The sequence below is a fragment of the Levilactobacillus huananensis genome (assembly GCF_003946145.1).
Classification (GTDB): domain Bacteria; phylum Bacillota; class Bacilli; order Lactobacillales; family Lactobacillaceae; genus Levilactobacillus; species Levilactobacillus huananensis.
Genome location: NZ_RHOC01000001.1, coordinates 1 through 24022 on the forward strand (window position 1 = coordinate 1; position 24022 = coordinate 24022).

21 protein-coding genes, 12 tRNA genes, 1 rRNA gene and 1 riboswitch are annotated in these 24022 nt (G+C 46.4%); of the genes, 25 read left to right on the forward strand and 9 right to left on the reverse strand.

What is annotated here, in order from left to right; all coding sequences use genetic code 11:
* The 13 genes from rrf to EKM71_RS00060 form a co-directional block, all read left to right on the forward strand.
* Nucleotides 1-85: ribosomal RNA gene (gene rrf / locus EKM71_RS11325) — 5S ribosomal RNA — on the forward strand; the annotation flags it as partial.
* Nucleotides 86-91: 6 nt separating this feature from the next.
* A tRNA-Asn gene (locus tag EKM71_RS00005) sits at nt 92-164 on the forward strand.
* 9 nt (nt 165-173) lie between these two features.
* Nucleotides 174-264: transfer RNA gene (locus tag EKM71_RS00010), tRNA-Ser, on the forward strand.
* Between the two features lie 12 nt (nt 265-276).
* Nucleotides 277-349 (forward strand) — tRNA-Glu (locus tag EKM71_RS00015).
* 4 nt (nt 350-353) lie between these two features.
* Nucleotides 354-426, forward strand: a tRNA-Val gene (locus tag EKM71_RS00020).
* A 20-nt stretch (nt 427-446) separates the two neighbouring features.
* Nucleotides 447-520, forward strand: a tRNA-Asp gene (locus EKM71_RS00025).
* A gap of 51 nt (nt 521-571) precedes the next feature.
* Nucleotides 572-644: transfer RNA gene (locus EKM71_RS00030), tRNA-Phe, on the forward strand.
* 5 nt (nt 645-649) lie between these two features.
* Nucleotides 650-732: transfer RNA gene (locus EKM71_RS00035), tRNA-Tyr, on the forward strand.
* A gap of 4 nt (nt 733-736) precedes the next feature.
* Nucleotides 737-807: transfer RNA gene (locus tag EKM71_RS00040), tRNA-Trp, on the forward strand.
* 14 nt (nt 808-821) lie between these two features.
* Nucleotides 822-894, forward strand: a tRNA-His gene (locus EKM71_RS00045).
* Nucleotides 895-952: 58 nt separating this feature from the next.
* Nucleotides 953-1023, forward strand: a tRNA-Cys gene (locus EKM71_RS00050).
* Nucleotides 1024-1054: 31 nt separating this feature from the next.
* Nucleotides 1055-1139: transfer RNA gene (locus tag EKM71_RS00055), tRNA-Leu, on the forward strand.
* Between the two features lie 305 nt (nt 1140-1444).
* Entirely contained in the window at nt 1445-2161 is a 717-nt protein-coding gene (locus tag EKM71_RS00060; protein ID WP_125572655.1) for a hypothetical protein, read from the forward strand.
* An 812-nt stretch (nt 2162-2973) separates the two neighbouring features.
* On the opposite strand, the gene EKM71_RS00065 is transcribed toward EKM71_RS00060, so the two are convergent.
* A complete protein-coding gene (locus tag EKM71_RS00065; RefSeq protein ID WP_125572656.1) occupies nt 2974-3537 on the reverse strand; it encodes a M57 family metalloprotease in 564 nt (187 codons plus the stop codon).
* Nucleotides 3538-3932: 395 nt separating this feature from the next.
* On the reverse strand, nt 3933-4253 hold the full coding sequence (locus EKM71_RS00070) for a heavy metal-binding domain-containing protein (protein WP_125572657.1): 321 nt from the start codon (nt 4251-4253) through the stop codon (nt 3933-3935).
* A gap of 315 nt (nt 4254-4568) precedes the next feature.
* Between EKM71_RS00070 and EKM71_RS00075 the strand changes: the two genes are divergently transcribed.
* Nucleotides 4569-5171, forward strand: coding sequence for a hypothetical protein (locus EKM71_RS00075; protein ID WP_125572658.1), 603 nt, complete (start codon nt 4569-4571; stop codon nt 5169-5171).
* 47 nt (nt 5172-5218) lie between these two features.
* Here EKM71_RS00075 and EKM71_RS00080 read toward each other — a convergent pair whose 3' ends face one another.
* Both EKM71_RS00080 and EKM71_RS00085 read right to left on the reverse strand, forming a co-directional pair.
* On the reverse strand, nt 5219-5563 hold the full coding sequence (locus EKM71_RS00080) for a hypothetical protein (protein WP_125572659.1): 345 nt from the start codon (nt 5561-5563) through the stop codon (nt 5219-5221).
* 104 nt (nt 5564-5667) lie between these two features.
* A complete protein-coding gene (locus EKM71_RS00085; RefSeq protein WP_125572660.1) occupies nt 5668-6378 on the reverse strand; it encodes a hypothetical protein in 711 nt (236 codons plus the stop codon).
* Between the two features lie 126 nt (nt 6379-6504).
* Nucleotides 6505-6623: riboswitch (SMK box riboswitch) on the forward strand.
* On the opposite strand from EKM71_RS00085, the gene metK reads away from it, so the two are divergent.
* The 3 genes from metK (at nt 6621) to EKM71_RS00100 (ending at nt 9867) form a co-directional block, all read left to right on the forward strand.
* Complete coding sequence (gene metK, locus EKM71_RS00090; protein WP_125572661.1) at nt 6621-7808, forward strand: methionine adenosyltransferase; 1188 nt, start codon at nt 6621-6623, stop codon at nt 7806-7808. It overlaps the preceding riboswitch by 3 nt.
* Nucleotides 7809-7995: 187 nt before the next feature.
* The gene (locus tag EKM71_RS00095) at nt 7996-9477 is read left to right on the forward strand and encodes an MDR family MFS transporter (RefSeq protein ID WP_125572662.1); all 1482 of its coding nucleotides are present in this window, start codon (nt 7996-7998) and stop codon (nt 9475-9477) included.
* 66 nt (nt 9478-9543) lie between these two features.
* Nucleotides 9544-9867, forward strand: coding sequence for a DUF960 domain-containing protein (locus EKM71_RS00100; protein WP_057879091.1), 324 nt, complete (start codon nt 9544-9546; stop codon nt 9865-9867).
* Between the two features lie 111 nt (nt 9868-9978).
* Here the strand turns inward: EKM71_RS00100 and EKM71_RS00105 are convergent, their stop codons facing one another.
* Nucleotides 9979-10626 carry a deoxynucleoside kinase gene (locus tag EKM71_RS00105; RefSeq protein ID WP_125572663.1) on the reverse strand — a complete coding sequence of 216 codons (648 nt, stop codon included), beginning with the start codon at nt 10624-10626 and terminating at the stop codon, nt 9979-9981.
* 156 nt (nt 10627-10782) lie between these two features.
* On the opposite strand from EKM71_RS00105, the gene EKM71_RS00110 reads away from it, so the two are divergent.
* Entirely contained in the window at nt 10783-11553 is a 771-nt protein-coding gene (locus EKM71_RS00110) for a Cof-type HAD-IIB family hydrolase (RefSeq protein ID WP_125572664.1), read from the forward strand.
* A gap of 66 nt (nt 11554-11619) precedes the next feature.
* Here EKM71_RS00110 and pgmB read toward each other — a convergent pair whose 3' ends face one another.
* Nucleotides 11620-12291 carry a beta-phosphoglucomutase gene (pgmB, locus tag EKM71_RS00115; RefSeq protein ID WP_125572665.1) on the reverse strand — a complete coding sequence of 224 codons (672 nt, stop codon included), beginning with the start codon at nt 12289-12291 and terminating at the stop codon, nt 11620-11622.
* Nucleotides 12292-12304: 13 nt separating this feature from the next.
* Nucleotides 12305-15022 (reverse strand): glycoside hydrolase family 65 protein, encoded by a 2718-nt coding sequence (locus EKM71_RS00120; RefSeq protein WP_125572666.1) that lies wholly within the window; start codon nt 15020-15022, stop codon nt 12305-12307.
* A 267-nt stretch (nt 15023-15289) separates the two neighbouring features.
* Here EKM71_RS00120 and EKM71_RS00125 point away from each other — a divergent pair, with 267 nt between their 5' ends.
* Nucleotides 15290-15559 (forward strand): hypothetical protein, encoded by a 270-nt coding sequence (locus tag EKM71_RS00125; RefSeq protein WP_125572667.1) that lies wholly within the window; start codon nt 15290-15292, stop codon nt 15557-15559.
* A gap of 298 nt (nt 15560-15857) precedes the next feature.
* Nucleotides 15858-16532 carry a CPBP family intramembrane glutamic endopeptidase gene (locus EKM71_RS00130; protein ID WP_225417964.1) on the forward strand — a complete coding sequence of 225 codons (675 nt, stop codon included), beginning with the start codon at nt 15858-15860 and terminating at the stop codon, nt 16530-16532.
* Nucleotides 16533-16566: 34 nt separating this feature from the next.
* Here the strand turns inward: EKM71_RS00130 and EKM71_RS00135 are convergent, their stop codons facing one another.
* Nucleotides 16567-17046, reverse strand: a complete 480-nt coding sequence (locus EKM71_RS00135) for a MarR family winged helix-turn-helix transcriptional regulator (protein WP_125572669.1) — start codon at nt 17044-17046, stop codon at nt 16567-16569.
* Nucleotides 17047-17521: 475 nt separating this feature from the next.
* Here EKM71_RS00135 and EKM71_RS00140 point away from each other — a divergent pair, with 475 nt between their 5' ends.
* The 5 genes from EKM71_RS00140 (at nt 17522) to EKM71_RS00160 (ending at nt 23687) form a co-directional block, all read left to right on the forward strand.
* Nucleotides 17522-18019 (forward strand): VanZ family protein, encoded by a 498-nt coding sequence (locus tag EKM71_RS00140; protein ID WP_125572670.1) that lies wholly within the window; start codon nt 17522-17524, stop codon nt 18017-18019.
* Between the two features lie 5 nt (nt 18020-18024).
* Nucleotides 18025-18318, forward strand: a complete 294-nt coding sequence (locus EKM71_RS00145; RefSeq protein WP_125572671.1) for a heavy metal-binding domain-containing protein — start codon at nt 18025-18027, stop codon at nt 18316-18318.
* A gap of 52 nt (nt 18319-18370) precedes the next feature.
* Nucleotides 18371-18454: transfer RNA gene (locus EKM71_RS00150), tRNA-Leu, on the forward strand.
* 694 nt (nt 18455-19148) lie between these two features.
* Nucleotides 19149-20897: a DUF5776 domain-containing protein gene (locus tag EKM71_RS00155; RefSeq protein WP_125572672.1), complete on the forward strand. Its 1749-nt coding sequence runs from the start codon at nt 19149-19151 to the stop codon at nt 20895-20897.
* Nucleotides 20898-21185: 288 nt separating this feature from the next.
* On the forward strand, nt 21186-23687 hold the full coding sequence (locus EKM71_RS00160) for an excinuclease ABC subunit UvrA (RefSeq protein ID WP_125572673.1): 2502 nt from the start codon (nt 21186-21188) through the stop codon (nt 23685-23687).
* 70 nt (nt 23688-23757) lie between these two features.
* Here EKM71_RS00160 and EKM71_RS00165 read toward each other — a convergent pair whose 3' ends face one another.
* A complete protein-coding gene (locus EKM71_RS00165) occupies nt 23758-23997 on the reverse strand; it encodes a hypothetical protein (RefSeq protein ID WP_125572674.1) in 240 nt (79 codons plus the stop codon).
* Between the last annotated feature and the right edge of the window lie 25 nt (nt 23998-24022).

Here is a 24022-nt window from a genome sequence, read left to right on the forward strand (position 1 = left end):
TCCCATGCCGAACACGGAAGTTAAGCTTCAGCACGCTGATAGTAGTTGGGGGATCGCCCCCTGCGAGGATAGGACGTCGCTACGCGATTATTCCGGCATAGCTCAGTTGGTAGAGCACCTGACTGTTAATCAGGTTGTCGACGGTTCGAGCCCGCCTGCCGGAGCTTAATAATGGAGAGTTGTCCGAGTGGCTGAAGGAGCAGCATTGGAAATGCTGTAAACGGGTACTAACCTGTTTCGAGGGTTCGAATCCCTCACTCTCCGTTTTCAAAGTATGACCCGTTGGTCAAGTGGTTTAAGACACTGCCCTTTCACGGCAGTAACATGGGTTCGAATCCCGTACGGGTCATTTTGGAGGATTAGCTCAGTTGGGAGAGCGTCTGCCTTACAAGCAGAGGGTCACAGGTTCGAGCCCTGTATCCTCCATCAGTAACATAACTTATTATGGTCCGTTGGTCTAGTTGGTTAGGACGCCTCCCTGTCACGGAGGAGATCACGAGTTCGAGTCTCGTACGGACCGTTGTTATGTTATTATTAATTTAATACACAGCAAACATTATGATGGCAAAATGGCTCAGTAGCTCAGTTGGTAGAGCAATGGATTGAAGCTCCATGTGTCGGCGGTTCGATTCCGTCCTGCGCCATTTATGGTGGGGTAGCGAAGTCTGGCTAAACGCGGCGGACTGTAAATCCGCTCCTTCGGGTTCGGTGGTTCGAATCCACTCCCCACCATCATAGGGATATAGTTCAATGGTAGAACAACGGTCTCCAAAACCGTCGATGTGGGTTCAACTCCTACTATCCCTGTTTGTAATGTAATGGCGGTATTGGTGAAGTGGTTAACACACCGGATTGTGGTTCCGGCACGCGTGGGTTCGATTCCCACATACCGCCCTTAGGATTGGGCATCTTGATTTATTAGCTGATCCAATCAGATTGGATAGGCGATTATGGTGGTATAGCCAAGTGGTAAGGCAGAGGTCTGCAAAACCTTCATCGTCGGTTCAAATCCGATTACCACCTTTGACTGGGTGTATCCAATCAGTATTTTTTTGCCGGAGTGGCGGAATTGGCAGACGCGCTGGACTCAAAATCCAGTGACCGTTGAGGTCGTGTGGGTTCGAACCCCACCTCCGGTATCACAAGTAATACACGGCATATTTAAGAGGTCTCAGACGTTGATTTGTCAGCGTTTGAGGCTTTTTAGTTTGTATTCAGAATATCAATTCGGGTACAGCTTGATGGTGAGTGGTATGGTAAAATATGGGATGTAGCCCGTGGTGAGTGTATTTAAATCGATGCACCTGACAAATAACGATGAAGATCAGATATACAAATATCGGGATGTTAAAAATAGTGGCGATAAGATTGAAAAGAAATTGGTAGATAAATTTCAAAATCAACCTTAATTGGCTAAGATAATTAAGACAAAGAGGATTAAATAATGCGAATAGATTGCCGAGCGACAGATATTGAGATAGAACGTACACGCAGTATGACGGGGCAAATTGTCGCATTTGATTGTCCAGATATGCGATTGAAGGGGGATTTTCCGTCATATTTACGGTTAGCAGATTTTTTGTGGGATATTTTGTCTCAGCGAGCGTTACCATTAGGTATTAGGGACTTGGAAGACGCAGATTTTCAGGGTCCGTTCATTGAAGAGGGAGAGTATTTTCCGGCTACTATCACGACATTAGATGAGTTTACGGACGATTCCGCAGAATATTTAGTTACACGGATGTCTAAAGAAACCGGGACTATTTACCGGATCAGGTTCGATCTGGATAAAAATCGAGGAAGCCACTATGGGTTTATTCTTGATAATGCGACTGTCAGAATTAACGAAAAAGGTCAAATTCGCGAACTTAAACCCGAATGGGTTCAGGTCGATGGGTTTGAAATGTATGAAGACCTATCCAAAGTCATTCAATCCTTAGTTGACTGTGGTGTGACCTTAGAATTTTCCGGTACGGATGAAGAAGAGGATTCGATGGAGTATCTAATGCCATTATGGGTTGATAGAAGAAATCTACTGACAGACTTAAGAAAAGATGGGGAAGAGTATGAGCTATCGTACTGGTTGCCCGATGGTTCGTTCAGAGTGGATTTAACTTGTACGCTAAAGGAGATCACGGGTAAGGCTCTAAAAAGACTCTAGAAAGGAATTGTATCTTTACCATGGATAATCGAAATCTGTGCGTATTTAAGCATTTTACTCGAACTGTGGTTGGTCATTCCAGTTATAAATTGTCTGATTCCTTGGGGATTGGGCAATTTTTTTGAGTCTATAGGCAAATGGCTTCCAACTTTAAAGCTGGGGAACAGTCTAAATTCCCTGCAATTCGTTTGATGCGCCTTGATTACCAGCACGGCTAACTTATATAACAGTTTTAATACGATTTGGACGATTTCACTTGAGAGAAAGGCTATTTATCGTCTGAGTACCGTAAGTCACTGCGTAAAGTAGGTGACGCCAATTGATGGTTAAATTGGGGGGATTTTTGCAGCCGTCTGAGAGACTCCCTATACGGGCTGTATGAAGTAGGAGCAATGGCTATATGGTCGCCTCAACCGAAGCGCTATTCGCCGTCGTCGTTTTAACTTTTTTCTACATCGAATAACTTGAATGGATCTTGTAACGTTATTGGCAATAGCGATTTAACCGACGTGGGCACCATTGACTGCGCTATCAGGGACGGAGGAGAGATGCGCCAATAGTGAGTCAACTAGCCAGGTCAACGCCTAATATTTCAAATGTGCCAATTGGAGTGCCATAAAATGAACGTCTAAGGCGACTCTCGGGAATCGAGGATAGTTGATCATTCTAGGCCTCAGTAGACCGGCATGGTGGTTCGAGGGAGGAATGCGCCCAGTCCATTGACCACAGTCAGCAAAGTTAGACAAATAAAAAAACCTAGCTGGACTGGCTAGGCTTTTTGCAGGTTTTGTTCGAAAATTGTTTTAAAATGATTAGTCTTCGTAAGCTGATTGTAAACCGACTTTGTCTTGGTGGTCGATTGAAGCGTAACGGTCGGAAGCATACATCACGCTGTCTTCACTCTTGGAGTGGCTTAAACCAATGGCATGGCCAATTTCATGAGTGGCCACATTCGTCCGTTGGTTCTTGGAGTACTTGTACTTGGATAAGAGGCTCCGGTTAAGCGTAGACTTAGCAGAAACGATTTCGTTGTCGTTGCCACTCTTCTTTAAGTAAGAGTAGTTTGTGTAACCGGCAAGCTTACCGCTCTTGGTGCTCAATGACTTGGAAGAAGTTAATGTGATATCAGCTTTCTCGCCAGACTTGGCAGCTCTTAACTGAACCACACCGACCTTGTTCCAACGCTTAACGGCGTTCTTCCAAACACTCTTGTAATAGGAAGAAGTGTTTACGGTTTTGTATGTAATGGTGGTGTCGTCCCAATGACCCCAAGAAGGCGTCTTTGAAGCGGCGAGGATGGTGCTGGTAAAACTAGTGAGTGTTAAGACGATGGTTGCGATGACTAAGACTGTCCATTTAACAATTTTCTTTAACATGGTGATAACCTGCTTTCTTTTAATTCATTAATTTCCGAATAATCATTTTAAGTTGTTCGCTATCCTATTGACTATGGTTAGTATAAAACGAGTAGTGGATCAGTTGTTGAGACATATTGGTGAGTGTGGATAGTTTTCAGGGGACAATAGTGGCAATGTGGATATAAACAGGATATTTTAAAGAAGAAAGTCGTCTAAATGGTTACACAACAAGCTTTCTGGCTATACTGTTAAATCCGTGAAAAGCAGCGAAAACTCCGGAAAAGATCAAAAAAAGAGCCACACGAGTTGTCCGAAAATGGACGATTCATGTGACTCTTTTATGCTGTTGACGATCTAATCGGGTGATAGGCGACGAACGTTTATGGCGTTACACAACGTGAATGTTGTGGTAATTACCGAAATTTGACCGCGGTTCCATAGGCGGCTACGGATTGCATATCTGTGCCAATGGAACCGGAATCAAAACGCATCATGACGACGGCATCAGCACCCATTGTAACTGCATTTTGTCGGAGACGTTCGATAGCAATTTCACGTGATTCGTTAAGCATTTTCGTGTAATCCTTGATTTCACCGCCCACAACGTTCTTTAGTGAGGCACCAATATTTCGAAGAACGTTCTTGGACTGAGTGGTCAAACCAAAGACTTCGCCTAGAACCTCGTAGTCTTGACCGGGAATCTTTTCGGTAGTGGTAATTAAGATTTCTGACATGATGACTCCTCCTCTTGTGTTACCTTCTAATATACGCGACCTGATGAGAGAAGTACATCTGAGCGACGCGATAAAAAATACCAGCGGCATAATACTTATTTTTTAATATTAAAACCTGCATAAAGTGGCGATAAGTGGCTGATTATACGTTGCTTCAGCGTTGTATCCAGGAAACATTGTATGTTTTCAGTCGGGCATGCAACGACCACTGACCTATACCACACGGCTTATAAATAATACGGACTATGCATTTGATCGGCGATGTGCTAAGGTACCCTTGGATGGCCAACAAGGGCCACCAATAAGGAGACTTTAATGTCCGACAAAGAAAATGTGACGCCAACTTCAACAAAATGCCAACACGTTTTTCAAGAAGCAATGATGGATCCCTTGACGCGTAGTCAACGTGAACAGATTGCGAAGTTCCTGGTTTCCCACGAAAGTCACTTGGACATGACACATCATCTTGAAGATATTTTGGAAATGCCAGTCTATGATTATCGATTAAAACACTTGTTTTACAGTGATGTGAATGATTTGATTCATTTTCGACGTCAGTTCTTCTGCTCATTAGGAAACTTTTTGGTTCGAATGGCCGAGGCACGATACCAAATCGAGCTTTGGGACCGTGAGAGCCATCAGAAGCACAGTTTTCCAATCAACGAATTGAGTGAGGCTGACCACGTCACTGTCAGAAAAGGGACAGCTGTTGAGACATTAACCTATGAATTATATGGTCTCAAGTTACGCCGAAAGTTTGACATTGAACAGGGCAGGCTTTATCGGATTAAGACACAATTCTACGTGGCTGGCAAAGAAGTGGCTCTCATTGATGGCCTCATGTCACTGCAACAACGGTTGGATGAGAGTACCCCATGGCTTCAGGCAGGGCTGGTCGGCATTCAAGATTTTACGTAATTTACACCAAACAAAAAATCCAACCGCACTTAATGGGTTGGATTTTATTAATTTGGTGACGATTGAGCTGACAACACAGCCACCAGCTGCTCTTGAGTAGCACCTATTTGGCCGTGTAAGAGCTCAGCATGACTAACTGGAATCACGTTAGCTAATCGGTTTTGATGGCCACTGGCTGCCAGAATTTGCGAATCAATCACATAGACCTTTGTGGGATCGATGGTGAGGTCCCAGTGATGTTCCGCTTGTACGGAATTTGGAGTGAGTGCGAGCGCGGTGATGAGGCTTTGACAAAACCGATTGATGAGCGCCGCATCAACGATTGGGTTACCAGTGAGGGTGGGCTGAAACTTTCCGCTAAGAATATCGCCGATCACTCTGATTTCGGGCATATTTGAATTCCTCCATTGCTTGATGGGCCCATTCTAACACAGCCAAATCGTAGGATTTAACAATTGCTGGGAGTTTAGCGAAACTTTAAGTTTATATCAACAGATTAATCGAGAACCAGCAGTCCCAGAATGAGTTGGATCACGCTGGTGGTGACTAAACGGTAACGAACGTTGATACGTCGTTGTAACCACCAATAGCCAGCAACGAGTAGAATGGCGACAGCAATTTGCCAGGAGAAGGCCTGCGTGATCAGTAGCACTACGATCAAGAGTGCTGGGGTAATCAAAGTCAGACGCCAATCCCAGGTCTCGGGGATAAAGTGAAATTCATAAAATGCTAGGTAACTAAAAATAATAGGAAGTAATGGCAACATGAACTGCCATGCAAGGTAGTGATTCCTCAGATAAAATAGGATGACTGGCACCCCACAGCCACTGAGGGTACTGAAGACAATTAAGCCATACATAGACTGAAGTCCTAACTGGGGAACACAGACCAGAACGAGGAAGATACAGAGCAACAGGGCAAAGAGTTGGACCAGACGATTGTCTGGTGCCGCTAAGAAGCCCATCGTTGCGGCAGCCACGACCAAAATGGGACCGATGGTTGACCGGAAGTGATGATTGAGGACTAGGAAGCTTCCAGCTGCCAGAAACCCACCGTAGACTAATAGGTAGACTTTAACTGAGGTGGATAAGGGTGTTCCTGTAGCAGCGGTCGAACCAGCGACCCACCAGAGAATATTTTGAAAGACGGTATAAATAAACAATTGCTGGACCGTTCTGTTTTTTAAAAGGGCCATGAATTTAGTCATGGGATCGCTCCATTCGACGAATTATAGTATTGTCTTTAATCTTAGTAATTGTTGTACGCGGGGTCAATCATTCTTTCATATAAAGGGAAGCTTTCTTTTAAGGTTTAGGAATTTATGTTAGAATACTTGAGTTATGAGTCAATTCCCGATAGGATTCACGAACTCAGTGAAGCTGCCTTGTAACCGACTGGCGCGAGATTATCGGTCAACTCGTCGTCAACACTATCTAGGGGGAATATCCATTGCAAGAAAGACATTTATTTACGTCCGAATCCGTTTCGGAAGGCCATCCAGATAAAATTGCTGACCAGATCAGTGATGCGATTCTCGATGCGCTGTTAGCACAAGATCCAGACTCACGGGTAGCTTGTGAGACTTCTGTGACGACTGGGCTGGTCCTGGTCTTTGGGGAAATCTCAACGAAGGCTTACGTGGACATTCAAAAAGTGGTTCGTCAAACAATCAAGGATATTGGTTACACTGACGGTCAATACGGGTTCGACGGTGATAACTGCGCCGTATTGGTAGCGATCGACGAACAATCACCCGACATTGCCCAAGGGGTCGATGACTCCTTGGAAACGCGAAAGGGCGACGAAGATCCATTAGACAAGATTGGTGCCGGGGACCAAGGCCTGATGTTCGGATATGCCGTTGATGAGACGCCGGAACTCATGCCACTCCCAATCATGTTGAGTCATGCTTTAATGCAACGCATTGCCAGCCTGCGGAAGAATGGGGTCATTGATTACCTCCGTCCCGATGCCAAAGCAGAAGTCACTGTTGAATACGATGACGATGGCAAGCCAATGCGGGTCGACACGGTTGTCCTGAGTACGCAACACGATCCAGACGTTACACTGGACCGGATTCGTCAGGACGTCATCGACCAGGTGGTTAAGGATGTCATTCCTGCCAAATTCTTGGACGATAAGACCAAGTATTTCATTAATCCTACCGGCCGTTTCGTTATCGGGGGTCCTCAAGGGGATGCCGGATTGACGGGTCGGAAGATTATCGTGGACACTTATGGTGGGGCTGCTCACCATGGTGGTGGGGCCTTTTCTGGAAAGGACGCCACAAAGGTAGACCGTTCGGCTAGTTACGCCGCACGTTACATCGCAAAGAACATCGTGGCTGCTAAGTTGGCCACTGAATGTGAAGTTCAGATTGCCTACGCCATTGGGGTAGCGGAACCCGTTTCCGTTTCAATCAATACGTTTGGCACGGGGGTTGTGAAGGAAAGTAAGCTGGCTGAGGCTGTGCGTGCGATCTTTGACTTACGTCCAGCCGGTATCATTGAGATGCTGGATCTGAAGCGTCCGATTTACAAGCAAACAGCAGCATACGGTCACTTTGGCCGAACTGACGTCGACTTACCTTGGGAACATCTTGACAAGGTAGAGGCGTTGAAGGCTGCCTGCAAATAAACCCGATTAATGATAAAGATCCCGTTGCTGGAAATCTTCTGGCGGCGGGATTTTTGGGTTGGGGGTTGAAATTTAGACGCTCACCCTTGATAATATAAGGTATTACTGTTTTAATACAGACTTGGGAAGTAGCGCAATTGGCTACTCAGTTTCGTTGTGTGGTGGGGCCCAACGGTAGGAGGAAATTATGGTAAAGAAACAAACTAATGTCAAGGTTGTGACGGGGGCCGTCTTCGTCGCCACCTTTATGTCTGCGATCGAAGGGACTATCGTCTCAACTGCCATGCCCACTATCGTCGGTGATTTACAAGGGGTGGCCCTCATGAATTGGGTCTTCTCAATTTTCTTATTGACGAGCGCTATCGCAACACCCATCTACGGTAAGCTTGCTGATACTGTCGGTCGTAAGCTGGTTTTCTTAGTTGGTCTATTCATCTTTGTCGTGGGGTCGACGCTGTCGGGAATGTCTCATAGTATGGAGACATTGATTGCTTGGCGAGCCCTACAAGGGATTGGGGCCGGAGCCATTATGCCTGTGTCCTTCACGATTCTTGCGGATATCTATCCGGTAGAACAGCGAGCTCGGGTCATGGGACTTAATGGGTCCGCCTGGGGAATCGCCGCCGTTGTTGCGCCATTGTTAGGGGGCTTCATTGTTGATCATCTCAGTTGGCACTGGATTTTCTTCATTAACATTCCGATTGGAATTGTGACAATGGGGTTGATCTGGTTCTATCTGCAAGAGCGCACAGAACGAAAAAAGTTCAACATGGACTGGGCCGGTTGCTTCTGGTTGTCGCTGGGGCTGTTGGCTTTGATGCTGACGTTCCAACTATTGGGTGAAGGTCAATTGAATGTCCTATTCGTTGTCTTAGGTTTTTTAGTGTCTGCAGGTTCCTTCTGGGCTTTCTTACGCCAAGAGAAGCGGACGGACGATCCGTTGATTCCGTTATCTTTGTTTGCAAACCGAACGTTTGTCGTGCAAAATTTAATCGCCGCATTACTGAGTGGGTTTATTATGGGCTTTGAGGTCTACTTACCCACCTGGACGCAAGGCCTTCTAGGGTTAAAGGCTTCCGAAGCCGGGTTCGCGATTACACCTAGTTCATTGATGTGGATTGTCGGGTCGTTTATCGCCGGGAAGTTACTCTTGAGCCGATCACCTTATCAAATTGTGAATATCAGTTTAACGTTAGTTATGATTGGTGCCATTACAATGGCACTGTTACCGGCTACCACGCCGTTCTGGTGTTTCTTCGTCATTGCGGGGATTTGTGGGACTGGGTTTGGGATTACCATCACCACGACCACGGTAACTGTTCAGAGTCAAGTTGATGTTGACGAGATTGGAGTCGCGACTTCATTCAATACGTTGTCACGAACGCTCGGACAAACCATGATGGTGTCTATCTTGGGGATTATCATGAACCTTGCCATGACCCGCGGCGTGGCCAGTCATCATGGTACGAGTATGGCCATGATGAATAAGCTCATTAACCCGCAAACCGCATTGGGCTTGCCGGCTAACGTCTTGCCAACTTTACGTGGGATCTTGTATCAGGGCCTACACGCCATCTTTATTGCTGGGGTGATCCTGATTGTTATCTCATTTGCGGTTAACTTCTTTGACCGCCGTGAGACGCAACATCTGACCGACGACAAGGGGTAATTATTCCCGTTTTGAAAATAGTTACGGTATAATAGTTTTAAACGATCGAGAGTGGAGGCGAAGAAAATGTTTGAAAGTAATCATGCACGTTATGCCAGTTATGGTACCGTTGCGGTCCTACCCGGTGACATGATCGACGCCGTCTGGGATATCATTGACAATGACCTCCAGGGCCTCTTTCCGTTGGCAAACTTGCTAACGTTTAAGCTTCACAATAATCAGGGAATGACGACGTTTGAATATGTGCAGACGGACGATAAACGTGGGGCAGTCAGTGCCGGATTCGACACCGACTTTACCTACGCGCCTCAATTACCAGAAACCGTTCTGGCTTATGATGACGGTGATAGCCAAATCATTTTATTACCATCGGAAACGGCGGATCACTAAAAACCAAGGTGGCGAGAAGAGGGATGCGCTTAGGCATGCCTCTTTTTGTCGCTTCAAAGCACAATTAAAAACGCCACACCGCGCAATAGGGGGTGTGGCGTTTTTGATCGGTTAGATAGTGGCATCCGTCCGAATGTTCTTTAAGGCTTCATCAATTTGTTGGAGGACGAGTTCCGTGTTGCCGGGAACGTCCAGATCATATTTTTGTAAGTCGATCCGAACCTTAGGACTCACGTCGTAGTCTGCATACCAGCCTTGGTAAGCAGTCCACATCTTTTTGTAGTAAGCTTCCAAGCTTGGGTTATCGTCGAATTGTTCATAGTCACGACCACGCTTCTTGATACGGTGAAGAATAGTGTCAAAGTCGGCATCTGCATAGACTAATAAGTCAGGAGCCTTCTTTGGCAGTGCACTTAGTTCGTTCATCATATTATCCAGCAGGCTTAAGTAAACTTCCAACTCGGTATCCGTGATGTTCCCTTCAGCGTTATTTTCGCGCGTAAAGAGGGCATCTTCATAGATTGAACGGTCCAGAACGTTGTTGTCATCCGCCAACGCCCGCTTAATCATACTAAAACGTTTGTTGAGGAAGTAAATTTGCAATAAGAAACCATATTGTTTGGGATTTGCATAGTATAGTGGTAGAACCGGGTTGTCACCAACCGGTTCGAAAAATGCCTTTGTATCCAAGTGTGATGCAATCTTTCCAGTAAGAGTCGTCTTGCCGACGCCAATCATTCCAGCTGTAATTATCACCATGATAGCCCCTCTTTTATCAAATATACAAGATATAGTGTACCATAAAAAAGCTGGCTACTACATTTGCTTGACAGATATTTTTTCGCCATTTCGTGAAGTTTGGTCATTGTTGTATAATAGACTCGTTGGTATAAGTGGATTAGGAGGTTGAACGAGATGTATCAAGCAATCGTCTTTTTTGATTTGGATGGTACCTTATTTGACGATAACAAGAACGTTTTACCGACAAGTATCGCCGCCATTCACGAAATGCAACAACATCATATTCTACCAGTTATTGCCACTGGAAGAAACATTTTTGAAATTCAATATGTGCTCGATGCGACGAACATCGATGCTGTGGTCAGTGCCAATGGGAGTTACGTCCAGTATCAGGGGAAGCGGCTTACAGCCGCGGTGATTCCACAAGAGGAACTCGACGCGATTACCACCTTTGCAAACGAGCAGGGGGATCCGTTAGGTTACTTCAATAACCGGGGATTTCGGCTGAGTCAGGCTAACCAGGATACGAAGGATAACTTTAAGTTGTTACGGTTAGACGCACAAGTTGATCCAACCTGGTATCAGACCCAGGAGATTAATTTCCTCAATGTTTTCAATCGTGATAATGAAGCCCCATACCGGGAGAAATTTGCTGGGGAGCTGTCCTTTGTCCGCAACAACCCGCGGGCACTCGATACGATGGCAACAGGAATTAGCAAACAGACTGGGATCCGAACCTTCCTGAAGGAGGCTGGATTGCAGGATGTGAAGACCTATGCCTTTGGGGATGGGTTAAACGACTTGCAAATGTTTGATGAGGTCGACGTTCCAATTTCTATGGCTAACGGGGTTTTTCAGGCAAAGAACAAGGCAGCCTACGTGACGGGCAGCAACATGGACGATGGCATTGTCCAGGGGCTACGGCACTTTGGGCTCATTCAATAATTTTTACAGACTAAAAACGGCGTCACTACTTCAAAAAGTAGCGACGCCGTTTCGTTTTCACTGAGATTAACCTAATCTTTTTGCAATGTTTTCGAGAGTCACGCTGGCTGTGTCAGCAAAGACCATGTCAGCGGCGGCTAACTCGTGGGCATCCCCAATTCCAAGGGAGACCTCACCGGCGGCGTTGATGGCTTGGACACCGGCAGCAGCATCTTCAATGCCGATACATTGGGCGGGGTCCAGGCTGAGTAGCTGGGCACCCTTGGTATAGATTTCGGGATCCGGCTTGCCGTGAGTCAGGCTGGCTGGGTCAACAACTTGAGGAAAGTAGTCAGCCAATTGAAGCTTGTCGAGAACTCGTGGCGCATTCTTGGATGCTGAGGCAAGTGAGAGTTGGTAGCCTTTATCCCGGAGGTCATCTAAGAAAGCCTTCATGCCTGGCAAAATATTGGCAGGGGTCATCTTGTTAACCTCGGCAACATAATTGTCATTTTTCTGGGTAGCCAAGGCCACCTTCTGGTCTTGGCTATAGTCGTTTTCCTTGTGGCCCGCTTTAAGAATCATCTCGAGAGAATCCATGCGGCTGATTCCTTTGAGACCGTTGGCCAGGTCGTCACTCCAGCTCACGCCAAGAGAGTCAGCGAGTTGGTGCCAGGCATTACCGTGCAAGACGGAAGTGTCCGTGATGACACCGTCTAAGTCGAAGACAAAACCCTTAATATCCGCAAATTTAGTCATTGTTGAAAGCTCCTTAATATGAAATAGTTTGTGTTTGATTTGGTTTTAACGTGATCTCGTGATCGCCGATGGTTAAGACGGCGGTTTTATCTGCCGTGACCTGAACATGCTGGTGGTCAATCGTGAAGTGATACCGGATGCCACGAACCAACTGAGCGAAGTCTAATCGCTGCCATGTTGCTGGCAGATGGGGGTTAACCGATAGCGTCGGGGCTAAAATATCTACCCCTGCGTAATGCCGGGTCGTCATGAGGGTTACAGCCCCCATGACCCCCAGGTGAATCCCTTCGGCGGTAGTGCCGCCTTGAATGTCGTAATAGTCCGATAGGAGGGCCTGTGAGAAGAGTTTCCACGATTGGTCCATGTTACCCGCCATTGCCGTTAGAACAGCATAGACAATACGGGAGAGGGTAGATCCATGGGTGGTTCGGTCGAGGTAGAACTGAAGGTTCTTGTCGAAGGCGCCCTTCGGCAAATGATAACCCAGTTGGTCCAAGAGACCAAAGACTTGTTGTTCATCCAGACTGTAGAACGCCATTAAGGCATCCGCTTGTTTGGCAACCTGATAGGCGTCAGGCGTCTTGCCCTCGGCTTTTAAAATACGATCCATCCGGGAGATATCGCCGTACTTCTTCTGATACTTGGCGAAGTCGAGTCGAGGGAGCTTGAAGTACCCGTCAAACTGACCGATGATACCAGCTGAACTGATGTCAAGATGGAGATGATGACTGACGTCCGTCAGTTGATCGGTCGTCTTAGCCGTCCACCCTGTCTTTTGGTCACTTGCAGCGACCGCTTTAGCGGGGAGCTCATGGCGTAAAAGTTGCACTTGGTTGAAAAGCCAGGTGACCATGAGGTTTGTATACGCGTTGTCTGCTAGGCCGGTACTGTCAGCATTTGGGTAGTTTTCGTGAAATTCGTCAGGTCCCATGACCCGGTCAATCGTGTAGCGATGGGTTTGAGAATTTAGTTTGGCCCGGCTAAGCCAGAACTTGGAAATTTCACTCAACATTTCCAAGCCATAAGCGGTCATGAAGCTCTGATCACCCGTGATATGGGTGTACATGATGATGTTGTAGGCTACAGCTAGGGAAACGTGACGCTGGAGTGAGGAATAATCTGGATCCCAGGAATTCGTCAAAGGATTTAGGTGGACAACTTGTGATTGTTCGTCGCCAAATTCACCGGATTGCCAAGGGTACATAGCGCCGTCGTCACCATCAGCCTGAGCATTCTTTTTAGCTGCATCTAATCGACGATAACGATACATGAGGAGCTGCTTAGCCAACTCGGGGTCGTGAAGTGCGTAGATGGGAAGATCGAACATTTCATCCCAGAAAACGTGGCCACGATAGGCTTCTCCGTCGAGTCCTCGCGCATTGACTGAAGCATCGATTTTACCTGAGGCAATGGCTTGTGTCGCTGAGAAAAGATGGTACAGGTTGACTCGGGTTAGTTTCTGAGCGGTGATGTCGCCAGTGATTTGGATGTCGGCGCCGTGCCAACGTTTCTCCCAATAATGGCTATTGCTGGTGAGGGTGTCGGTGAAGGTTGCGGCATTAATTTCAGTCGTAGCCGCTTGATTCAAAGGACTAGTTGTTTCGCGCCCTGTGAAGAAGACCACGTTTTTTTCAAAGGTATAAGTCTGGTTTGGTTGAACTGCGACTGAACGCATCTGTTGAATATGCTGCTCGGCGTGAATTCGAGTGTCAATGGGGGCATCTAGCGCATCGCCAGGGCCAGTCAGTCGGGAACCGAAGATAAAAGGAACCTTTGACGACTGAGTCTGACCCTCTAAGAAGATCGTATCGGGTTGACGACTGGTACCGGTAACCTGAATGTGACGCTGATTGAAGGCCCGGTATCGTTCGACATTACCGTTAACGACGCTGCCATCGATTTCAGAATAGATCTGAAGCGACCCAGAAAAGTTGAGGGGGGTCACACTATAACGGATGGCCATGCGGTGCCAGTCTATCATATTGGCCAGCTTCGTGGTCTTGATTTGTAACGCATGGCCGGTGGAAAGTTGAACCAACATTGTTGTGGTTAACGCCCCGGTATGCAGATCAAGGCTACGATAGATGTCCTGGATGTCACTGGACCGAATTTGAAATGGATTTTGATGATCCACACCAAACGTTAAGGCCTGGGCATTTGGCAAATTGACCAAGTCTTCATTGACGACTTGACGGCCATTAATGTTGGTCGTCAGTTGGTCATACAGGCCCGCCGTGTACATGCCAGGATAGTTATCCTGGTCAGCGTGAGCCTCGGTATAGGCACCACGGAGGCCGAAGAACCCATTACCCACCGTTAACATTGCCTCTTGACCATAGTTTCGTTTACCCGCATATTGACCGTAGTAGTCCAAGTGCCAACTGAGGTACTCACGCTTGCTGGCGAGGGCATCTTCCAGGCCTTGTTCTGAGATAGCTTGGCTACTAACCACGGGAATATTCAGCATGTTGGTAATGGCTAAACCAATATCGATCCGTTGGTGATTAATCCCGACAACGGTGTCGGAGAAGGGATAACTCAGGGCGTTATCGACTACTGCGGCATCTACGTCGAGACCCACTAAGCGTACTCGTAAATTTTCAAGGTTTTCGCCGATGCTTTGGTCTGTGTTGTATGCGATAGTGAATTCGCGCTGTGCCTCCGGTTTTCCAGCAGGGGCATAGCTGACCTGCAGGGCGTCATCTGAAACGTGTAACGTAATAATTTTCAAACCCAATCGTCTTCCTTTCTATTAATTATTTGCACAATCATTCACTATTAATTTTAGGCTACCCCCTGGTAATTAGCAATTATTCTCCCCCTAGCAACGTAAAACAATCATCATTATAAATACCGATATTATGCAAATGCAAACGATTGCGCTTTTTGCTACTGGTTCGCTGAGTAACTATTCCAACGGGCGTGAAGAAAAGAGATTGTGAGAACGTATGAAAACGTGGTAAGATTTGACCAATGAGAACCGAGAGGGAGAGGCGACGTGGGAAAATTCATTCGAACGATGATTCTAATTGTGAGTTTGACTGTGGTGATTATTCTGGCGACGGTGTTGATCGCCGTGCACTGGGTCACCGGGATCTGGGCTCAGGCGGCCGTGAGCTTAGTGGGCTTTACTTTAGCAACGGCATGGGATTGCCGAATTCTCTTCAAACGTTGGGCAGTCATTGCACCGATTCTCCAACGCACCCCCAAGAAAAAAACGCCGACGGTTTCGGAAGAAAAAACGGCACAAAAAAAGCCATTACGATAAGTCGCAATGGCCAAAGAGTAAGGTTACAACATAATTGGGGGATTATGTTGTAAAGACTTCATCTACTTTGGGGGAGTAAAATGAAATCGTCTGTTGAATGAGGACAGAAGCCTCACGCGCAAGTCAAGTTTAACTCAAACTTGCCCGCAACCATATAGTAACTCATAATGAGAAAAAATGCCATTAAAAAATTAATATTGAAAAAAATGGCTTTTACTGACTAATTAAAAGTAACGGATCGTGAGATTCTGTGGGCTGTTCCACGGTTAGTTAAGCGAGCCAACAAAGGATGGGTATTGTGAATAGTGTGCAAAAACGAAACTTTATGAATATTGGGTGGTTTCTGGTCATGCTCATTCTGGTCACGATTGTCCAGATTCCATTGGCCTTCTTGAGTCGCGGCGCAAGCTGGCAACGCGGATTATGGGCCGTGGGTTATGTCGGCGGGTTCCTAGTGGCGATTGCTATCGGGTTGTGGATCTACCGCCGGCTGGTACCTGGTAGGTGGCAACGACTGACTGGCCAAGACTGGCGACTCATGGTGATAGGCTACGTCTTTATGGTGGTGGTTGAAATGAGTCTGAACATTGTGAATATGCTGCTTTTTAAGGAAACTAGTACGAAGAACAATGACCTCATTGCGACGGTTCTAGGCAGAAGTCCCTTATCCTTAATCATGTTGAGTCTGACAGCCGTGTTGGCATCACCCATTCTGGAGGAGTTGACCTTCCGAGGAATTTTGGTGAGCGGTTGTTTCTCTGAAGATCGCTTTTGGTTGCCAATTGTCGTGAGTGGGATCGTCTTCTCGTTAGTTCATCAAAGTGACAATCCGATTAGTTGGCTCATCTATGCCATCATGGGGGGGACCTTTGCCTACGTTTACCGGAAGACTGGCAAACTTCAAGCAACGATTTTTATGCATGGGTTTAATAATCTCATTGCCATGCTTCTGATGTTGACAACCATTCATTAAAAAAGGCTTAGCGGCTATCGACCGCTAAGCTTTTTTACTGGTGACTATCGATGTTCTTTGTAATCAGTCGCTGACGACTGACAGTATCTAATTGAGACTTAACAGTGGCCAATTCGGCCATTGTGTCGTCGATTTCCTTGTCGGTCATTCCCAATAAGTTTTGGCATTGGCCAATTCGAGCATAAACTTCTTCACGTTTGGCAGTAGCCATTTCGGTTAAGTGAATTAATACCTGACGTTCATCAGTTTGGCTACGAACACGACTCACCCAACCCTGTTTTTCCAGACGCTTCAACAGAGGTGTCAATGTGCCACTATCTAATTCTAAATGTTCACCGAGTTGATGAACGGTCAGGGGGGCATCCTCCCATAAAACCAACATCGCAATGTATTGCGGGTAGGTCAGGCCGAATGGGGCAAGGGCACTCTGATAGAAGTGATTAAACTTCTTACTAGCGGAGTAGATCGAGAAACAAAGTTGCTGATCGAGTAAGACTGGCGGAACCTTTGGCATGGCGCAGGCCTCCTTTCGAATGCTTTCAAAATATTGTATACAATTAAATTGTCATTATCAAGAAACTTACCTTGAAGAAGGACAATTAGGTCACGATCTGACCGTTAATCGACTAGAGATCGTCAGCTGCACGTCAGAATGATTATATAGCATGTAGACTGGTGAGTGCAATGATTATTGACGAATTGAGTTTTTTGCCCACCTAGAGGTTGGATAGAAAAACAACATGATTATGGGCTTAACTCGCTCAAGTATACCAGAAGACGTCTGTATAAAATGAAAAATTTTATGAGAATGATAATCGACAACTTAGAATTTGCTGAGTTTTCACTGGCAATGAAGAGGATTAGGTTCGAAAATCAGGTGTTACGGATTTGGTAAATTGCCTATAAGCTGGGACTCTTGTTGATGTCACAATAAGTATTGTCGCCGACGCCTAGAATCAGTATACTAAGGTTATCAAGGGGGCGATTCAATGGCACGGTGGTTACCATTTGTTCTGGTTAGCCTAGTTTGTTTAGGTCTAACGGTGCGGGATGGCCGTCGTCGGTCCTGGCCGCGAGTGGGTTGGTGGCTCGGATGTTGGAGCCTTGCAGCGCTAACTTGGATTCCCGTGACGGTGACGTTCGGATCACAGGTGGCAGGTATTCAGACCTTTCACTGGGCTAATGGTACCTGGGTCTTGTGGCCGCTTCAACCGGCGGGAATCGACGCCTCGTTTTGGTTGAATATTGTGATGACAATTCCGCAGGGGATGCTCTGGCAGTGGAACTTCAACGGTCGTTGGCCCCAATGGCTGAGTGCTGGACTCGTTACCGGGCTAACTTTGGAAACCGGACAGGCGATTGGCAACTATCTGGTTGGCCTGGGCCGTTGGGTTGATATTAATGATGTCTTGACGAATACATTGGGTGTCATCTTAGGGGCCCTTATCTTTGTATGGGGGCAGCGTCGAGCACAACTTAGGAGGTAAGTGTAATGTTTATGACAACTGGGGGGCTGAACCGGGCTCACGAGATTCAAGGGATTATGACGGCAACGCAACATGCGATGATGTGTTCTGAAAAACCGGATGAGTTTTCTTTGTTTGATGACTTATTTGATGCCGTTAAACAGAAACTAATGAAACAAGCCCAGGAAGCCGGCGCAGACGGTTTGATCGAAGTTCGTTTTAATACCGAAGTTGTTCGGATGAGCGTGGCTCCGAAATTTTTAGTCGTTCATGGCTATGGTACCGCGGTTAAATTCCCCAAGGCAAAAAAAACTGAATAAAAGGGTTCACATTTATTCACGGATAGTGTAATATATTACTTGTTGTTGAGTTGCCCCGATGGCGGAACTGGCAGACGCGCAGCGTTCAGGTCGCTGTTTGAGTGATCAAGTACAGGTTCGAATCCTGCTCGGGGCATAATTCAATAGTCTGGTTGACTCTAAAACCGTTTGAAACGTCTAGAAATAGACGTTTTTTGTTTTGAGCTAAATTAATTGTAATCAACTAAAATCATAGTTCGGTGAATAAATCAGGAACAAATCGACTTTTTTCGGTCTGTTTTTGACTGGTTCACCGAATTTTTTTGGCCCTGTATAAATGACGTCGTTTCCATTGCGTGGCACATGTAAAAGTAGATAGTCCTAGTCATCGTGTAATTGGCGTGACCTAATCGGTGAAAGACTAAAACGAGACGCTCTGATAGACGCAGTTGCATATCCAAGGTCGCAAGGCATGTGAAGATGACACGTTTGAGGTTGACTAATGGGGATGGCTATTACAGCGAATGAGGACCACGTCAAGAAATTGATGTAAGAAAGAGTCACCTCATCATTAGATGGAGTGGCTTTATTACGAGACGTGCTTGTGCGGAACATTAAGTGTTAATCGCGTCACTCGATGCCTTTAATCTTTAGAGGACGTTCCTTAGAGACGTGTTGCATCTTGGTCGTCAAATTACTGTAATCTGCCATGAGTGCCGATAGCCGTAATTTTCCAGTGGAATAGATGACATCTTGAAAAGTAAAAAATAATCATTAAATTGAAAAACTAATTGTATTATACTTACTAATACATAGGATGCGCGTTTTACTCAAAGTCGGGAGGAAATAAAATGCGATGGCAGCGTGGAATGATGGAAGTTGTTGCAACGATGTGTTTAGGAACTATAGTAGGGCTAACTGGTTCTGGAATGAAGGTAAAAGCTGATGATGGCGGACATGAATATAGTTTTCGCCTTGAACCAGTTGATGAAGCAACTGGTCAGCCATTTTATGTACCACTCGGTGATGATGGAAAACCATATATGGGAATTGGGACGGAAAATGGAATTTGGGCCAGTGATCATGGCACAATGGCAGACAGGAAAGCTATGATCTTACCATCCGGAATCGAGCCAACTTATCGAAATGCCCTGAAGGCAGAGGGGGATACCTTTGGCAATCGCATTGATTATGTTTGGGTTTATAAGTACTTATCTTTGGAAACGAATGATAGTCTCTCTGGGGGTAAATTGTCGGAGTTTGATTGGGAAGATTTAGGAGTTCCCGAAGGCAATGCGACTCAAAACCACGTTAATGATCTTTCAGGAAAGTTCGATGAGCTTGGTTCTACTTTTAATCAAGCCATCAGGTACACGTTGGATCTAGATAAATTTGAAGATAATTTGGATCAGACATTTAACTATGAGCCGACTTCGGATAAGGTCGATGTTATTCAAGTACCGTTTAAGCAAAGCACGGCGGCAATCAAACTAACGGTTGTTACTTATCCTGATAAGGGGGATAAGACAATACAAGCCGACTATGAAATGATTACCGGATTGAAAGGGAAAACAGTGCCATTTAAAGCAGACCTTGCCGATCAATACGATTTGAATCAATCATCAGTAACTTTCAATGGTTCCGCCGATCAGAAAGAAACGCTGGTCTTAATTGATAAGAATCGTCCAAGAACGGCCACCATTCATTTTGTTCATACCGATGGGACTCAGGCCGCTCCTGACCAAAAGGTAACGCGTGAAAATGGGCAAAAACAGACCGTTACATCACCAACTATCGCTGGAGAGACGCCTGATTCAAAAGAAACGTTCGTTGATTTTAGCGATGCTAAATTTAAAGAAGACCCTGACCAAGAAACGACGGTAACGTATACTAAGCCGACCGTACCGGCAACGAATACGGGGACAAGTCCAGTTCAAGGCTCATTTGTTCCTTTCCAGGTTTACGCTAAGCAGAAAATTTATCGGTATCAGCATATCGATTTTAAAAAGGGTGAACGCGTTCAAGGATACGTGAAAAAGCCACGAATCTATGCGCCTGTTTTCAAGGTGGTCGGAACCGCGACTTCTAAAGCTGGTAATCCGAGATATAAGTTAAGCGATGGCACTTATATTACGGCTAAAGAGTCACATATCGCTAAGCTGTTCTGGCAAGGTAAGACGTTCAAAAAACTTTATGTTGTCAATCCAAAGGGAATTTGGACGCATACGAAAACGACTTTTGATGACCAGTTAAAGCACTTGAACCAAGGAACAGTTATTTCAGTGGTTAAGCAAGTCAAGGATAAATCCATGACACGGTATCAATTATCAGATGGTACTTACATCACTGGTAATAAACGATATGTGACACCCAATAAGCCCAAGACTGTTACTAAAGTTCAGGCCAAGGGCGGTCGTAACCTATACAGCGACGTTAATTTGACCCGTCGACTTAAGCATTATAAAAGCGGACATGTTTTTGTCGTTGAAGGTTGGGATTATTCACATGGCAAGAACCCACAGATTTTTGGAACTAAACGTTATAAGGTTGCGGGTGGTTACATCACTGGTAATCAGGAGTTGGTCACTCTTGTTGAATAAATAGATGCGCTTTAGCCACTTAATCTTTTGACACAGGTGGTTTGGGGTTAAGGGGTGGTTGTGCTCAGAGTGGCTTAATATGATGAGCACTAAATTTTCTACACACCAGGGCTGTAAAAGCTACTGTGCCAGCATAATTCGTTAACAATTCGGAGAGGTTCGGTAAACATACTGTTTACTGAACTTTTTTTAGCTGCTATTGAAGAATACGGTATATCCGCTCCCTGAAATCTATGATGATCTGAGGTAAACTAGACCCATGACTCTTTGGAAGGGATTTGATTTTTCGTGACAACATTACCAACCAAGATTAAAGTTCGTGGCGCCAAGGTCAATAATTTAAAGGATCTGGACGTCGATATTCCCCTAAATAAATTCGTAGCGATTACCGGCCGGAGTGGTTCTGGTAAATCCTCACTGGCGATGGGGGTGCTCTACGCAGAGGGTGCGCGACGTTATTTAAATGCACTGTCGACCTTTACTCGTCGGCGAATTAACCAGATGGGGAAGGCCGCAGTCGATTCCGTTGCGTACTTGCCATCGGCTTTGGCCCTGCGTCAACGGCCACAGGTACCAGGTGTTCGGTCGACGGTGGGGACCATGTCCGAAAGTCTTAATGTCTTGCGGCTGGTCTTCTCACGGCTGGGATCGCCGGTATGTCCCAATGGTCACCGGATGACGCCAACTTTAGACGTCGCTGAAAATATGGGAAACCTGGTTTGTCCAGTCTGTGGCGTTCATTTTATGGCACCCGGTGCTGAGGATTTTGCTTTTAATTCCGGTGGTGCTTGTCCTGAATGTGGGGGATTAGGTGAGGTTCGCCAGCTCAATGCCAATCTTCTGATCGCAAATGAAGACCAGACCCTTGAAGAGGGCGCTGTGGGGTCCTGGCATCTTCCTGGACGAAGCTTTATGCCTTTAGTGGCTAACGCTATTGGTATTCCTATCGACGTGCCGTACAAAGATCTGAGCGATGCTGATAAAGAACGGGTACTCCATGGTCCCAAACAGACAGTGGAACTAAACATTGCTAGCAGCAAGGGTAAGATCTTCCATATGGATAACGCGGTTTATGAAAATGCTTTTGCTGCAGTGGAAGACAGTTTAGCCACCACAAAAAATGAACGAACGATTAAGCGGCTTAATCACTTTTACACTTTTACAACCTGTCCCACTTGTCACGGTACTCGGTTGAACCCAGAGCGTCTCAAACAGTTGTTAAATGGCCGAAATTTGGCGGAGGTTTGTGATCTACCGGTGGCGGAACTCCGTGAATTTGTCAAGACCATCGTGCCTTGGTTACCAAAGAAAATGAAGCATCTGGGTCAAGAATTAGTCGATGAGCTGGTGTTGAGTCTACAACCCATGATGGATCTGGGCTTGGATTATCTGACGCTGAGTCGACCGGGGGCAACTTTGTCCACCGGGGAACTTCAACGGATTCAACTTGGGCGAACGCTACGAAGTGCCACGACCGGCGTGCTCTATGTCCTTGATGAACCCTCGGTGGGGTTACACCCAGCTAACGTAGCGGGACTCATCAAGGCCTTCAGAGAACTGGTGTCCCAAGGGAATTCTGTAGTTGTTGTCGATCACGACACCAGCATTATTGGTGCCGCCGATGAGGTTATTGAGATTGGTCCTGGGGCTGGGAAGAATGGTGGAACTGTTGTCGATCAGGGTTCAGTCGCTGCCGTTGCGCAGAGTTCCCAGTCGCTGATTGCTCCATTTCTTAATGGAACGGCCACGTTACGCGAACGGCCCGTCCTTAGTGAGAAACAGTTGTGGGCCAAGGGCCAACTAGCGATTGAAGTTCAGCATCGATTTAATATTGATGATGTGAAGGTTCGTTTTCCGAAGAATCGGTTAACGACGGTGACGGGGATGAGTGGGGCCGGTAAGACGACCCTAGTGCTGGATAGCCTGATTCCCGGTATCGCGGCACAAGTGGCCCATCGACCCTTGCCAAATCACGTCACGTCATTGGACCGGGCCAAGATTCGCCACGTGGTTACCGTGGATTCCGTGCCAGTGGGGAAGAATGTGCGGTCAACTGTGGCCACGTATACGGATATCTTGAATCGTTTACGTAAGCTATTTGCTGCGACTCCTGAAGCCAAAGAACAGGGCTACACGTCTAGTCGTTTTTCTTATAATGTCACAGCGGGGGCTTGCCCGATGTGTAACGGAACGGGTCAGATCTCACTCGATGTTCAGTACTTACCAGATATCACCGAGGTTTGTCCCCAGTGTCACGGCCAGCGATACAATCGCGAAACGCTAGCTGTTAAATGGCATGACTATAGCATCGCAGATGTCTTAGCTTTATCAGTCGATGAAGCCTTACCGGTCTTTAACGATGAAAGTGGTATTGAAAGCACCCTACAAATCCTACACGATATGGGCCTCGGCTACCTCCTGTTAGGGGAGAGTACACCGGCCCTGTCTGGTGGTGAGGCACAACGGTTGAAGTTGGTTTCACGGATCGGCAAGCGTCAGACGGGGACGCTCTTCATCTTTGACGAACCAACCGTGGGCCTGCATCCGTTGGATATTCAACAATTGGTCAAGGTTTTTGATCGCCTGATTCAACAGGGCGCCACGGTCATTGCGATTGAACACGACCTCGATCTGATTGCTAACGCTGACTATGTCATTGACATGGGACCCGGCGGTGGGATTAACGGGGGCCATTTGGTGGCCACCGGGACACCACAGGAAATCAGTGAAACAGCAGATAGCGTCACGGGTCATTATCTTCATGACCATCTCACCCGATTTAAAAAGTAACAAAAAAGGAGGTCTGCCATTGGCAGACCTCCTTTTATAAGGATAAGTTTATTTCTAGTGGCGTGATTCCCTATAGTTTCTTAGAGATCGTGTAACGCTTGCTTGTGGACGGGTTCTTCTGTCCATTATCCAGCTGTCGCTCCGCTAAGAAAATATCGAAAGACGGCGCACCATTGTCGCTCTTAACAACGACGACATGACCGGATTCTGTATGGCGTTCTTGATAAATCTGCGCGGTCTGTACGGCCTCGTGATAATCGTGAAAATTCCCAATAGAGTCACCGGGATTGAAAAGTACAATTTCATCCATCATAACCATTCCTTTCGGGGCTAGC

Coding starts and splice junctions, on each gene's coding strand:
- EKM71_RS00070 (WP_125572657.1), bottom strand. CDS start 4,253: ATGTCAGAAATCTTAATTACCACTACCGAAAAGATTCCCGGTCAAGAC.
- EKM71_RS00110 (WP_125572664.1), top strand. CDS start 10,783: ATGTATCAAGCAATCGTCTTTTTTGATTTGGATGGTACCTTATTTGAC.
- EKM71_RS00065 (WP_125572656.1), bottom strand. CDS start 3,537: ATGTTAAAGAAAATTGTTAAATGGACAGTCTTAGTCATCGCAACCATC.
- pgmB (WP_125572665.1), bottom strand. CDS start 12,291: ATGACTAAATTTGCGGATATTAAGGGTTTTGTCTTCGACTTAGACGGT.
- EKM71_RS00100 (WP_057879091.1), top strand. CDS start 9,544: ATGTTTGAAAGTAATCATGCACGTTATGCCAGTTATGGTACCGTTGCG.
- EKM71_RS00060 (WP_125572655.1), top strand. CDS start 1,445: ATGCGAATAGATTGCCGAGCGACAGATATTGAGATAGAACGTACACGC.
- EKM71_RS00095 (WP_125572662.1), top strand. CDS start 7,996: ATGGTAAAGAAACAAACTAATGTCAAGGTTGTGACGGGGGCCGTCTTC.
- EKM71_RS00080 (WP_125572659.1), bottom strand. CDS start 5,563: ATGCCCGAAATCAGAGTGATCGGCGATATTCTTAGCGGAAAGTTTCAG.
- EKM71_RS00145 (WP_125572671.1), top strand. CDS start 18,025: ATGTTTATGACAACTGGGGGGCTGAACCGGGCTCACGAGATTCAAGGG.
- EKM71_RS00155 (WP_125572672.1), top strand. CDS start 19,149: ATGCGATGGCAGCGTGGAATGATGGAAGTTGTTGCAACGATGTGTTTA.
- EKM71_RS00165 (WP_125572674.1), bottom strand. CDS start 23,997: ATGGATGAAATTGTACTTTTCAATCCCGGTGACTCTATTGGGAATTTT.
- EKM71_RS00105 (WP_125572663.1), bottom strand. CDS start 10,626: ATGGTGATAATTACAGCTGGAATGATTGGCGTCGGCAAGACGACTCTT.
- EKM71_RS00140 (WP_125572670.1), top strand. CDS start 17,522: ATGGCACGGTGGTTACCATTTGTTCTGGTTAGCCTAGTTTGTTTAGGT.
- EKM71_RS00135 (WP_125572669.1), bottom strand. CDS start 17,046: ATGCCAAAGGTTCCGCCAGTCTTACTCGATCAGCAACTTTGTTTCTCG.
- EKM71_RS00075 (WP_125572658.1), top strand. CDS start 4,569: ATGTCCGACAAAGAAAATGTGACGCCAACTTCAACAAAATGCCAACAC.
- EKM71_RS00085 (WP_125572660.1), bottom strand. CDS start 6,378: ATGACTAAATTCATGGCCCTTTTAAAAAACAGAACGGTCCAGCAATTG.